The organism is Robertmurraya dakarensis, assembly GCF_900156875.1.
Taxonomy (GTDB): domain Bacteria; phylum Bacillota; class Bacilli; order Bacillales; family Cytobacillaceae; genus Robertmurraya; species Robertmurraya dakarensis.
In genome coordinates, this window is sequence record NZ_LT707409.1 from 2,287,895 (window position 1) to 2,301,065 (window position 13,171).

The window sequence follows — 13,171 nt, forward strand, 5'->3', positions numbered from 1 at the left end:
ATTATATGTAAGTATCTATTTATTGGTTCACTTTAACCATCGAAGGACGTATCACTCTGTCCTTTAAGATATATCCCTTTTGGAACTCTTCTACAACAATATTAGATTCAAAACCTTCTTCATTCACTTGCATAACTGCTTGGTGAAATTGCGGGTCAAATTCCTTGCCAACCGCTTCGATGATCTCGACCCCTTCGTTTTTCAAAGCATCTATTAATGATCTTTGAATCATTTCCATACCTTGAAGCAGAGACTTCGTTTGCTCATGATCTGTATCTACTTTAAGTGCTCTCTCAAAATTATCCAGAACAGGAAGCAGATCAGATATTAAGCTTTGCGATCTATATTTTTGCGCCGCTTCCAGGTCCAATCTTGAACGACGGCGTGAATTTTCAAAATCAGCTTGTAAACGAAGATAACGATTCTCTTGTTCTTCGAGCTTTGCCTCTAATTCAGCAATCTTTGCTTGAAGATCATTCCCTTCTTCCTCTGCAGTTTCTGCCTTATCTTGCTGTTCCTCTTCTGCAAAAATCGGTTCAACCGTTTCTTCCATTGTTTCTACCGTTTGGTTAGAAGACTTTGTTTCTTCATTTAAGACGTTTTTTTCTTCTGCCAAAATATTCACCTCCCTTAAAGTATAAAAAACATTTATTGTTATGAATTGAATATAGGCGTAGAGAAAGGGATGGAACGCGGATTCCACCCTTAACAATATTTCCAGCCCTACTTGTTTTGATACAGCTTTGTCAAAACAGTTGTTAAATCATGGCTTAAAATTTGCAGTAATCCAATTACTCTGGAGTATTCCATTCTGGTTGGACCCAGTATGGCAATCGTCCCCAGCTGCTCAGCTCCCATTGAATAGGTCGCCGTGATCAAGCTGCAATTCTCCATTGCTGTATTTTTATTTTCTTTACCAATCTTCACATGAATCCCAGATGGATTTTTACGAATAATCTCATACATATCTTCTTCATCCTCGATCATGTTCATGAGATTTTTGATTTTCTCAATGTCATGAAACTCCGGCTGGCTAAGCATATTGGTTTTTCCACCAAAGAATAACTTATCGTTTGCAGGTATCTTTAAAGTATCTGCAATGGATGAAAGCATCGAGTCATAATTATGAATATGCTGTTTTAACAAGATGGCTACCTCTTTATAAATTTTTCCATTTAAATCTTCCAGCGGCACATTTGTTAAACGGCTATTAAGAATATTCACCATCCGTTCGATATCTCCAGGATCTATGTTGGGCGGTAAACTAAATATCTTATTTTCGACATGTCCTGTATCTGTCACAATAATCGCAATTGCTGTTTCTTCATTGAGAGGCACAATTTGGATTCTTTTTAGCTTATTATCCTTTACTGCTGGCCCCAAGACGATAGATGTATAATTTGTGAGTTCAGAAAGAATTTGCGCAGATCGCTGCACAATTTTTTCGAGCTCATAAATTCTTTCAGCAAAAATGGATTTTACAGAATTCACATCTCTTTTATCAAGCTTTTGTGGTGACAGTAAATGGTCAACGTAGAACCGGTAGCCTTTCTCGGAAGGTATTCTTCCCGATGAGGTGTGTGTCTTTTCCAGAAAGCCAAGTTCCTCTAGATCAGCCATTTCATTGCGAATGGTCGCTGAACTATATTGAATTTCTTCTTTTTTCGCTAAGCTTCTCGAACCAACTGGTTGAGCTGACCGTATAAAATCATTAACAATCACCTGGAAAATTAATAATTGACGATCTGTTAACACTTTCATATCACCTCTGTTAGCACTCTTTCATAACGAGTGCTAAATCTATAATTAAATTATCAAATTAGGAGGGGGAATGTCAATAATTTAAGCTGTAATCCCTCACTTTATTAAAAGTTTTAATTATCAAACAAATACAAAGGAATATAACACATTCAAAAGTACTCTTACTATGCGTTAACGCCAATAAAGGATTGAAAGACTTCATTTCCTAAAAATAAGCCTTTCTTCGTTAATACAATACGATCATTGTCATGAAGAACTAAACCTTTTTCCTGTAAATCAATTAATTCATTCTGAAACAGTTCCACCGGACTTATAGCAAATTTTTCTTGAAAATGTGAAACAAGTATTCCTTCTTTTTTTCTTAGCCCTAAGAACATTTCCTCTTCCATTCTTTCTTCCTTTGTCAGGATGTTCTCATCCATTGTAGGAAGGACCCCTCTATTAATATGATCCATATATTTCTTAAGCGGTCCATAGTTCGACCTTCTAACACCAGCTAAATAGCTATGCGCCCCCGCTCCGATACCGTAATATTCATCATTATTCCAATATGTGATGTTATGATTACTTTCATAGCCAGGTTTCGAAAAATTGCTTATTTCATACTGCCTGTAGCCATGCTTCTCCATTTCCTCCATCAAAGTGCCATACATTGAAGCCTCGATATCTTCACCCGGTAAGGGAAGCTGCCCTTTTTTCATTAAGTTGTAAAATACTGTCTTCGGTTCAATGATTAGCGAGTAACCTGAATAATGAACAACATCCAGTGTGAAAGATGTTTTCAATGTTTCCTTAAAATCTTCCAATGTCTGACCGGGAAGACTATAAATTAAATCCAGACTGATATTTTTAAAGCCTGTTTTTTTGGCTAACTCAACAGATTTAAAAACATCCTCCGCCCGGTGTGTTCTGCCAATTTTTTTTAGAAGGTCATTATTGAAAGTCTGCACTCCAAAACTTAACCGATTTACTCCAGCATCAAAAAGGATCCGAAATTTCTCTTCTGACAGGTCGCCTGGGTTTGCTTCAAATGTAAACTCCGTTCCAGAATGAATAGGAAGATTTCTCCTGATGATTTCACAAAGCCTTGCTAGCTGTTTTTCATTTAAAGATGTCGGGGTGCCGCCACCAACAAAAATGGAATCAAGCACATCCGTTGGATATCTTTCGAGAGTTATTTCAATTTCTCTTTCCATCGCTGTTAAGTATTCATCGACAGGCTGCCCCTTTAAGAATACTTTATTAAAATCACAATAATGACAAATATGTTCGCAAAAAGGGATATGAAGATATACCGCTTTAACCAAAAGATCACAACCTTATGTTTTAAAATATTTCATGTTCAAAATATAAAAGAGGCTAGTGCAGTTTTTTGACAAGCTGCCTAACCCCCCCTTATAGACCCTTTATTTATTCTTTGTACTGCTATCGTCCATTTTCAGGACAGCCATGAATGCTTCTTGGGGAACTTCAACAGAACCAACTTGCTTCATGCGCTTTTTCCCTTCTTTTTGCTTTTCTAAAAGTTTACGTTTACGAGAAATGTCTCCACCGTAACATTTAGCTAAAACGTTTTTACGCATAGCTTTGATGGTAGAACGCGCAACAATTTTTTGACCAACCGCAGCCTGAACTGGAACTTCAAATTGTTGTCTCGGAATTAAGTCCTTCAATTTTTCAACAATCAACTTACCGCGTTCGTACGCAAAATCTCTATGAACAATAAAGCTCAATGCATCTACTTGTTCAGCATTTAATAGTATATCCATCTTCACAAGCTTTGATTGTCTATAGCCAATTAACTCATAATCAAAGGATGCATACCCCTTTGTGCTCGATTTTAACTGATCAAAGAAATCATAAACGATTTCCGATAAAGGAATTTCATAAACAATGCTTACACGTGTTTCATCCATGTATTGCATGTCGATGAAAGTCCCGCGTTTATCCTGGCAAATCTCCATAATCGCCCCAACGAAGTCATTAGGAGCCATCATCGTAGCTTTTACATACGGCTCTTCAATTCGTTCGATTTTCTGAGGATCTGGCATATCTGATGGATTATCAACTCTTCTTTCAGTACCGTCTGTCATAACGACATGATAGATAACACTTGGAGCTGTTGTGATCAAATCAATTTTGAATTCGCGTTCAATTCTTTCTTGAATAATCTCCATATGAAGCAGTCCTAAAAATCCACATCTAAAACCAAATCCTAGTGCTTGAGATGTTTCAGGTTCAAATTGCAAAGCAGAATCATTTAACTCTAATTTTTCTAAAGCTTCTCTTAAATCATTAAACTTTGCGCTATCAATAGGATAAAGCCCGCAGTACACCATCGGATTTAATTTACGATACCCTGGAAGCGGCTCAGTTGCACCATTTTTCGCATTTGTGATCGTATCCCCTACACGAGTATCGCTCACATTCTTAATGGAGGCAGTTAAGAATCCTACATCTCCTACAGAAAGCTCATCACTTGCTACAGCTTTTGGAGTGAACACACCCACTTCTGTTACTTCGAATTCTTTACCTGTTGCCATCATCTTCACTTTGTCACCGACTTTTACCGTACCGTCGACAACACGGATGTACGCAACAACTCCACGGTAGGCATCGTATAAGGAATCAAAAATCAACGCTTTCAGCGGTGCATCAGGATCTCCTGTTGGAGCGGGAACCTTTTCAACAATTTGTTCCAATATCTCTTCAATCCCAATGCCAGCTTTCGCACTCGCTAAAACCGCTTCAGAGGCATCCAATCCAATAACATCTTCAATTTCTTTGCGAACTCGTTCAGGATCAGCGCTAGGCAGGTCAATCTTATTAATGACAGGCACGATTTCAAGATCATTATCCAACGCTAAGTAAACATTTGCCAGCGTTTGTGCTTCAATGCCCTGCGCAGCATCTACCACAAGGACTGCACCTTCACAGGCAGCCAAACTCCTTGATACTTCATATGTAAAGTCAACATGCCCCGGAGTATCAATTAAATGAAAAGTATAAATCTCACCATCTTTAGCTTTGTACTTTAGCTGTACTGAATTAAGTTTGATTGTAATTCCGCGTTCCCTTTCAAGGTCCATGGAATCAAGAAGCTGTTCTTTCATTTCCCGGGCTGTAAGGGCATTTGTTTTTTCTAAAATTCGGTCTGCTAATGTTGATTTCCCATGGTCAATATGGGCGATAATTGAAAAATTCCGTATTTTTTCTTGTCTATTAAGTCTATCTTCTCTGTTCATCTCGTTCACTCCTACTATACTTCCACGTATACAGTGAAACTTCCAACTGTGGGAGTCCATTTTCCCAAGAGGAAAATCCCTGCTTGGGGTACACTATTTTTTGATTATATCAGTGAGTTTATGAAGATTCAACGAAAACAATAATAAGCAAATCCACACATATTCCGCTTACACATATCTATAAGAGTTTCCGTTCTTTTCTCTTATTACATGCATTTCCACAGAAAAAAACGGTTATCTCTTTGGATCACCGTCATGTTATGATAATAGGTCCGTTAATAGTTGAAGTGTCTTTTCTGTTAGAGCAGACATCGTTTCCGCGAATTTTTTTCCAATATTAGAGAAAAAGTTATAGGCCTTCATTTCCTCAAGTTTTTCTTTTTTCTTATTTAAGTCATGGCTGCTAACTTCATTTCCTAGTACCGAAACCTCAATTTCTCCGTCATTTTCCTCGTTAACTTGTAATACTTCCTTGAAGTTAGCGTCCTCATAACCTTTCATGCGATGAATTCCATCCTGTGCCAATTGCATTCCAAATAATACGGAAACAAATAAACACGAGGCTAATAGTATAAATTTCAGAAAAAACATCTTCATAACGATCACCTAATTTTCATTATCATTCGTATCGCCTGGGGTCTCTATTAAACGTTATTAATGTGCAACCGGGATATCCCCGATTGCACTAGAAAAAGTGTTAGTATTCTTTAGCAGGTACTTTCATTTCTCCATTTACACTTTCAGCATCCCAAAATATTTCACTAAAGACTTCAGCGAAGGCATCTGCTGAACGGTTTAATTCTTCGAATGTATTATCAACACCGCCGAACTCTACTAACATCGCATTCCCAGATAAATCCTGATTAAATTTGCCATTCGTATGTGAACCTTTCTTTTCGATAATTCCACGGCTTAAGCCTGGGAATTTTTCTTCTAATTTTTGATGAAGATCATTGGCAAGCTTTAGATTTTTTTCGTAATTAGGATTTTCTGCACCTATCACAAACGCAAGCTTTGCATATGATTTTCCGTTAATTTCCTTAGTGGTATCTTTCTTCCTCCTTGAATCGCGGTGGATATCAATTAAGTAGGTAAGATCACGATTGGCTGATACGGCTGCTTCTACAACATTCCTAGATTCATCATACGACCGCCCATAGCTGAGTCCTTTTTTATTCAAATTAGTCATAACATCTGTTTTATCTAAAACCGTTCCTATTCCAAGGCTTTCCAGCTTCTGTTTGAGATGGTCGCCAATCTTGGTAACATTAATTTTGGAATGGTGGGCTTTATTCGGATCCGTGACACCCTTTAGATAAGGCAGGAATGACTCACGAGTATGAGAAAAATAAATATAAACCATTTTTCGATCACCCGTTGTCAAAGGCGGACTAGCACTTTCGTCAGGACCTTCACTTTCAATGTCTTCAATATTTTGCAGTGATGCTTCATGTTCAATTTTGAGTACTTCCATCGGTGGAGCTGATTCTATTGGCAAATTAGTATAATTAGTTCCCTCTCCTGCAATGAGAATCTTCCCATCAAATAAAGAGAAACCGGGGAGTTCCCTTCCTAGCAAGCTTCTCGGGTCATCCAGGTTTACGTTAGTAGATACCTGGAAGAACGTATTTGAGAGTTTCGGCACCGGTTCGTTTTCAGGGAGTGATTCTAAAAACGCATGATTCTCCCAGCCAATTAATTGATAGAGTAACTTCCCGTTAATATTAGTAGTCACATTATTAACGGAAGAAGATTTAAATCGGTACTCTGGATCGAGAGATGTCAAAAGTCCACTGATAGAAAAAATCATAAGCAATAGGGCAAAAAGCAGTATAAAAATTTTAATAACGCTTGTCCCTTGTATGGTAACGACAAAGGAAGAGCCGCGATTATTCAATATGTTCCACCTCTCTTAAAGCAAGTCTAGTAAATCCTATGACTTTGCTAGAGATGATAGAACCTAATTCAAATTAGAATTTAGAAATGTGTCTATTCTCACAGCCCTTTATCTTGTATAAAATCCAGCATTATCTTGATCTATTGCCGAGTGCAGCGCTGAGTTTAAACCATTCGCAATAAGATTAGACATATCTTCAATAAACACATCTACTTCTTTTGGCGTAACCATTAAGTTATGACCTAAGGGTGATAGAACCTCTGAAATTAACGTTCTTTTTTCATCATCTGATAGCGTACCAATCATGCCTAAGAAAGTCTTTCGATGATGTTCTTCAGGCAAATCTTCATCCGTTAGCTTTTTGCGCTCTCCAAAAGTCATTCCTGCAGGGGCTAGCGCTCTAGACGGCCGATCGCCCTCTTTCAATTCTTTTCCAAAGTGCTTTAAGATAAAATCAATTGTGTCACTAGTAATCGAGACAGCATCTACTACAGTCGGAACACCAACAGCGATAACTGGGATTCCCAGCGTCTTTTCACTAAGCTCTTTTCGTTTATTCCCAACACCTGAGCCTGGGTGTATCCCTGTATCAGAAATTTGAATAGTAGAATTTACACGTTCGATCGACCTTGAAGCAAGAGCATCAATTGCAATTACAAAATCCGGCTTTGTTTTTTCAACAACCCCAAAAATAATATCACTTGTTTCAATACCTGTTAGCCCCATAACTCCTGGCGCTAAGGCACTGACCGGACGATATCCTTCATCAACACTCTCTGGCTGCAATTCATATAAATGCCTTGTTACCAGTAAGTTCTCGCAAACTTGCGGACCAAGAGCGTCCGGTGTCACATTCCAATTTCCTAAACCGACAACCAAGCATGAAGCATCTTCTTTAATGCCGAGATCTTTCATAAAATGGGAAAATTCATGTGCGAGTACTTCTTCCACCTTTTTCTGGAGCTCTGTGTCCTGCTGTCTAATCCCTACAACTTCAAGTGTTAAATACTTTCCTTCTTTTTTGCCTAGTGCCTCTGCACCTTCTGTTGTTATATCCACTAACGTAATCTTAATATCATTTTCTTCCCGTTCTTTAATAATTACGCCTTCGATCTCAGAAATATCTTTTTGTTCCTGTACACTGCTATTCCGTGATTCCAATACCATTTCTCTAGCCTCAACAGCCAAATCCGTCCGAACAGAGTACTTACTTAAATCAATGGATTCCTTCAAATCTATCCCCTCACAGTTATGGTTTTAAGAAATGTAATCATTTCCAATATTTATTAGGCTAGTATCTATTTTTTCCGTATATCCTAAAAACATTCACGAATTCATTACACAATGAAATTGAAACCTAGTATTGCCAAACACGAGTCTGTTTGATACAATATTTCTTGTTGTTTACTTATGTGAATGAATGTGAATATCGAGCTTTATATATCTCGATGCTTTGTAGGAGGTGAATGGAATGCCAAATATTAAATCTGCTATCAAGCGTGTTAAAACAAGCAATGAGCGCAATGCACACAACGCAACAGTTAAATCAACTATGCGTACTGCTGTGAAAAAGGTAGAAGCTGCTGTTGTAAATAACGACGAAGCTGCTGCTAAAGAAAGCTATTTAGTTGCCGCTAGTAAATTAGATAAAGCTGCAGCAAAAGGTCTAATCCACAAAAATGCTGCTGCCCGTAAAAAATCTCGTTTAGCTAAGAAATTAAATTCTTTAAACGCGTAATTGTTATGGCTATCTTTTAGATAGCCAAAATTTATCTAAAAAACCCCATTGAAGTCATCTCTTTAAGATGACTTCAATGGGGTTTTATCTTTTTGAAGGCGGAATAAAAACATCTCAACCAGCAATTCCTTACTCATCCCTCCCGTTTTTGCTTGATAATCAGCATCAGCAAGCTTGTCCATAATACTTGCTAGTTCTTCATCCTTAAAGAGCTTCGCTTGTCCTGCGGCTAATTTCACACGAAACGGATGGACCTTTAGGAAACCCGCAATCTGCTGCTGGCCGTACCCTTTACGGCTAAGTTCCTTTACCTGATAAATAAGGCGAAACTGCCCTGATATAATCGATAGTATTTTAATCGGTTCCTCATTTTGTTTTAAAAGATCATAGTAGATCCTAAAAGCTTGATCAATTCTTCGATTAACGATTTTATCTACTAAAGCAAATATATTTTGTTCTAAAGATCTTGAAACAAGATTCTCTACCATCTCAGCATGGATATGCTTTTCTTCCTCCGCAAATAAGGCAAGCTTATCTACCTCGGTTGTAAGCATAAAAAGATTGGTACCCGCTAAGGTTAAGAGCTGCTCTATCGCGTCCTCGTCAATCACCACTCCATGATACGCTGCCCGGTCTTTAATCCACCCTTTCAATTCCTGCTCATTTAATTTTTTTGCCTCAACAACACTTCCATTTCTTTTGAGTTCCTTGGTAATTTTTTTTCGTTCGTCTAATTTTTCGTAAGAACCAGAAAACACGACAATCGAATATGGTGCTGGTTCCTTTATATACGCTTCAAGTTTTTTTATGTTATGTTCCACTTTGCTTTTTGTTTTTTCAGCAGTTAAAAAACTTGGGTTATTTAAGATAATTAGTCTTTTATCACCCATAAACGGGAATGTTTCTGCATCCTCAATTGCTACTTCAATTGGGGTTTCTTCAAGATCATATGTAGAAAGATTAAAATCTGATTGTTCACCATCTAAGACATGCTGCATAAGCAGCTGCTTCGTTTCATTGATAAGAAAGGCTTCTGTACCGTATAATACATAAATAGGGGCGAACTGCTTCTTTTTTATTTGTTTCCATACATCTAATACCAATTTTCTTCGCTCCGTTCAAAATGTCATATAAATCAATCCTACCCGAAGCTGAAGTCTTTTGACAAGTAATTGAAGGGAATTGGCTTTCCATGTCAGCCAATTCCCGATCTATAGAAACGCCGTCAAATAAGGCCTAGGATACTTATTTGATGGCGGTTATCCCTTGTGTAATCTTTATTCTAGCCTAGGTTGCAGTAAAGTATTTGTGACAACTCTTGTCAGTATAGGAAAAGCTGTTATAGGACTATAGATTTTTTTGCTAGATTCGCTTATACTATAATGGAAATAGGAGGGGTAAAAATTGAATCCATTTGAAAAGGATGTTCAGAGTAAACGAAATGACGCTATTGATTCAGGAGTAGGTTTTATCGTTTCTTTCGGCTTTTTTGCAACATTGTTCATTATCGCAACTGTAGTTAAGTTCATTGGATCTTAACTAAAAAATTGCTACATAGCACGAGTTAGACCAGGGACTGCATCTTACATGCAGTCTCTTTTTTTCCCATTCTCAAATTCAATACATAGTATGATGATTTGCAAAAAAGGTTCCTCTGCCTCCGCGAAAACGAAAAGAAATGGCTCCATTTAAATCGGTGCGGTAAATCTTAACATTATGCTCACCTAATCTTTCTATCACCTCTTCATGGGGATGTCCAAAACGGTTGTTTTTTCCAACCGAAATGAGAGCTATTTTCGGCTTGTACGTTTGCAGTAACTTCTCGGTCGTAGAAGTCTTGCTGCCGTGATGTGCCACCTTAAGAACGTCTACGCGAAGGTTTCTGTAGGCAGCCATCAGCTCTTCCTCTCCTCTTTCTTCGATATCACCAGTAAATAACCATTGCAAGCCCCCTAGTTCTGCATATAAAACAATTGAGGCATCATTTCTTTCTAAATTAGTGTCTAAAGCCGGTGACAAAATCCTAAATCGTATACCGTCCGCTTTCCATTGCCGACCTCTTGATCCATAATGAATCGGAATCTTTTTTTCTCCCGCTGTTCTAATAATATCCTTTTCAATTGATGATGCTTCAGCAATTTTCGGCAGGACCACTTCGTTTACTTTAATGGAATTTAATAAAGAGATGGCTCCACCCGCATGATCCGCATCCCCATGGGTCAAAATTAACTTATCGACCTTCGTTATCCCTCTGCTCTTCAAATACGGGACGATGACATCCGCACCAACTTCAAAAGGATCTCTCCGTTCAGTCCATTCAGCTCTTTCAAAAGATAAAGCACCTCCTGTATCAATTAAATAAGTTCCCCTATTTAAAGGCAATGTGATTAAAATACTATCCCCCTGTCCTACATCAATCATTGTAACCTCTCCATAAGGATGAAGTTTTTGACTGCTGTATTGTACAAATAACATTCCAAGAGGAATCAACAGCAAGAGCAAAAAGCTCTGTCTGTTTTTCGTCCCTCCCCATTTATAAAAGAAGTATGGGATCCCAATAAGGTACAGAAATATAACGACAGACGAGGGCCGGCCAACTGTTAGTGTACTGTAAGGAAAAAGCGATATTCCTTTCGTTACTTTATTTAATGTCATTAAATAGAAATCGAACAGTGAAAGCAGTGGAAAAACCATATTCCTCATAAGAAGATGAAGGATAAATAATAGAAGGATTACTGGCAGAACGATCGATGAAAATAATGGTACATACACAATATTAATTAGAAATGATACGAGCGAAAATTCGTAAAAATGATAAAGGAGTATCGGCATAGAAGCCAGCTGGGCAATCATGGAAGTTACGAGGAGAAGATTGAACTGATTTACTGTGTATTTTTTCAATAAGGGTGCAGCAAGGATTAAGGAAAACGTAACAGAGAATGAAAGCTGGAAACCGATATTATAAATGACGTATGGCTGGAACAATAGATAGGTGAAGGCAACAAAACTGATTGTGTCAATCGGCGGGACTGTTTGTCCAATTTTTAACTTTTTTACCACTAATAATAACTCTAGCATTAAACATGCACGAATGACCGAAGGAGATGATCCTGTAAGGATGGCATATACGGGGAGAAAAATAATTAGAGAAGTTGTCATTTTTTCATGTGTTACATTCATTCTTAAGCCAATATAATACAAAATACCTGTTAACATTCCAACATGAAGTCCTGAAATGGCCAGCAAATGAACAATACCTAATCTTTGATAGGCTTCATTCAGGTCGGGGTTTATGTATTCTCTTTCACCAAAGATTAAGGCAGCTGCCAGTGCCGCTGTTTCTGCCGGAAAATGTGAATGAAGATACGAGACCCCATTTTGTCTTATTTTCTGAATAGCTATCAACGGTGAGCTGTATTCTGTACAGGATTGTAAGAAGTTCGAGTTGAAAATCCAAAAGATGTTTTGATGACGTAAATACTTTCGGTAATCAAAGCTGCCAGGATTCCCCGCTTGGTTAGGTTGTTCTAATGTACCTTTCACCTTACATTTTGCTCCAATCTGAAGCTGCTTAAGTTTTTCTTTTTCCTGCTCTGACTTTATTTTATATTGAAAGATCACTTTTTCCCCAGTAATCATATCTCTTGCCTGTGATTGAAACAAATTGCCATCAATAGTTAACGGCTGCAGCAGCAAAAAAGTAAAGTCCTGTTGCTCTCCACTTAACTTTGTTAGATTATGGCTATCTTCGATAACGGTTTTTATGAAGAAGGAGAGGAAGATAAGAACCACTAAGAGGATTTGACTTAATGTGGAACCTTTTCGTTTAATGAGGAAAAACAGGAAGCCTAAAAATATGATAAAAAAACCAATATGTACAAGAGCACTGAGAGCTGCCAACATTGCAGCCAAGAAAAAATAGATCCATCTGCCCATCAAACAACCACCTTCTTTACGATGATGATGAGGAGGCTGTCAAACAGCCTCCTCATAAAAATATTATCTAAACTGCCATTTTAAATGACCAGATAAAAGATCAGCATCATTTATAAAGTTTTCAATGCCACCCTCCATTTTAATCGCTTCTACATTGCTAACTTTTAATAAATGGTAGCAGTATTCATGATTTTTATAATCTTCAAGATAAAAGATTTTTGTAATTCCAGCCTGTAATATCTTTTTCATGCAATGAACACAAGGAAAATGCGTTACATAAATATGACTGCCTCTTGTCGATACGCCCTCCAAGGCACATTGAAGAATGGCATTCTCCTCGGCATGAAGGCATCTTAAACAGTGATTAGCTTCAACATAACAGCCAGCATCAAGGCAGTGGTCTTCACCACTGATTCCACCGTTATATCCAGTACTAATAATCCGATTATTTTTAACGAGCACAGAACCAACATTTAATCGGTTGCATGTACTTCTCATACTGATTAAATGAGCATTTAGCATAAAATATTGATCCCAGGTTAATCTTTTTTCGTTCATACCCTCCGCCACCTTTACCATAAGCTTGTCTTCTTC

12 protein-coding genes are annotated in these 13,171 nt (G+C 37.8%); 2 read left to right on the forward strand and 10 right to left on the reverse strand.

Annotation, left to right across the window (positions count from 1 at the left end):
- Positions 1 to 19: 19 nt before the first annotated feature.
- The 7 genes from grpE to gpr all read right to left on the reverse strand — a co-directional run bounded on the left by grpE (position 20) and on the right by gpr (position 8,136).
- A complete protein-coding gene (gene grpE, locus CZ487_RS19940; RefSeq protein ID WP_202617860.1) occupies positions 20 to 616 on the reverse strand; it encodes a nucleotide exchange factor GrpE in 597 nt (198 codons plus the stop codon).
- Positions 617 to 723: 107 nt separating this feature from the next.
- Complete coding sequence (hrcA, locus tag CZ487_RS19945; protein WP_077214030.1) at positions 724 to 1,755, reverse strand: heat-inducible transcriptional repressor HrcA; 1,032 nt, start codon at positions 1,753 to 1,755, stop codon at positions 724 to 726.
- A 170-nt stretch (positions 1,756 to 1,925) separates the two neighbouring features.
- Positions 1,926 to 3,068, reverse strand: a complete 1,143-nt coding sequence (hemW, locus tag CZ487_RS19950) for a radical SAM family heme chaperone HemW (RefSeq protein ID WP_077214031.1) — start codon at positions 3,066 to 3,068, stop codon at positions 1,926 to 1,928.
- Positions 3,069 to 3,167: 99 nt separating this feature from the next.
- The gene (lepA, locus tag CZ487_RS19955) at positions 3,168 to 5,006 is read right to left on the reverse strand and encodes a translation elongation factor 4 (RefSeq protein ID WP_077214032.1); all 1,839 of its coding nucleotides are present in this window, start codon (positions 5,004 to 5,006) and stop codon (positions 3,168 to 3,170) included.
- A gap of 258 nt (positions 5,007 to 5,264) precedes the next feature.
- Entirely contained in the window at positions 5,265 to 5,603 is a 339-nt protein-coding gene (locus CZ487_RS19960) for a YqxA family protein (RefSeq protein ID WP_077214033.1), read from the reverse strand.
- 100 nt (positions 5,604 to 5,703) lie between these two features.
- Positions 5,704 to 6,906, reverse strand: a complete 1,203-nt coding sequence (gene spoIIP, locus CZ487_RS19965) for a stage II sporulation protein P (RefSeq protein WP_077214034.1) — start codon at positions 6,904 to 6,906, stop codon at positions 5,704 to 5,706.
- 105 nt (positions 6,907 to 7,011) lie between these two features.
- A complete protein-coding gene (gpr, locus tag CZ487_RS19970; protein WP_077214035.1) occupies positions 7,012 to 8,136 on the reverse strand; it encodes a GPR endopeptidase in 1,125 nt (374 codons plus the stop codon).
- A 238-nt stretch (positions 8,137 to 8,374) separates the two neighbouring features.
- Here gpr and rpsT point away from each other — a divergent pair, with 238 nt between their 5' ends.
- A complete protein-coding gene (gene rpsT, locus CZ487_RS19975; protein WP_077214036.1) occupies positions 8,375 to 8,641 on the forward strand; it encodes a 30S ribosomal protein S20 in 267 nt (88 codons plus the stop codon).
- Positions 8,642 to 8,703: 62 nt separating this feature from the next.
- Here the strand turns inward: rpsT and holA are convergent, their stop codons facing one another.
- Positions 8,704 to 9,744 (reverse strand): DNA polymerase III subunit delta, encoded by a 1,041-nt coding sequence (gene holA / locus CZ487_RS19980; RefSeq protein ID WP_077214037.1) that lies wholly within the window; start codon positions 9,742 to 9,744, stop codon positions 8,704 to 8,706.
- Between the two features lie 301 nt (positions 9,745 to 10,045).
- Between holA and CZ487_RS19985 the strand changes: the two genes are divergently transcribed.
- Complete coding sequence (locus CZ487_RS19985; RefSeq protein WP_077214038.1) at positions 10,046 to 10,180, forward strand: YqzM family protein; 135 nt, start codon at positions 10,046 to 10,048, stop codon at positions 10,178 to 10,180.
- A gap of 78 nt (positions 10,181 to 10,258) precedes the next feature.
- Here the strand turns inward: CZ487_RS19985 and CZ487_RS19990 are convergent, their stop codons facing one another.
- Both CZ487_RS19990 and CZ487_RS19995 read right to left on the reverse strand, forming a co-directional pair.
- Positions 10,259 to 12,577, reverse strand: a complete 2,319-nt coding sequence (locus tag CZ487_RS19990) for a DNA internalization-related competence protein ComEC/Rec2 (RefSeq protein WP_084783340.1) — start codon at positions 12,575 to 12,577, stop codon at positions 10,259 to 10,261.
- Between the two features lie 63 nt (positions 12,578 to 12,640).
- Complete coding sequence (locus CZ487_RS19995) at positions 12,641 to 13,135, reverse strand: deoxycytidylate deaminase (protein WP_077214040.1); 495 nt, start codon at positions 13,133 to 13,135, stop codon at positions 12,641 to 12,643.
- Positions 13,136 to 13,171 lie beyond the last annotated feature (36 nt).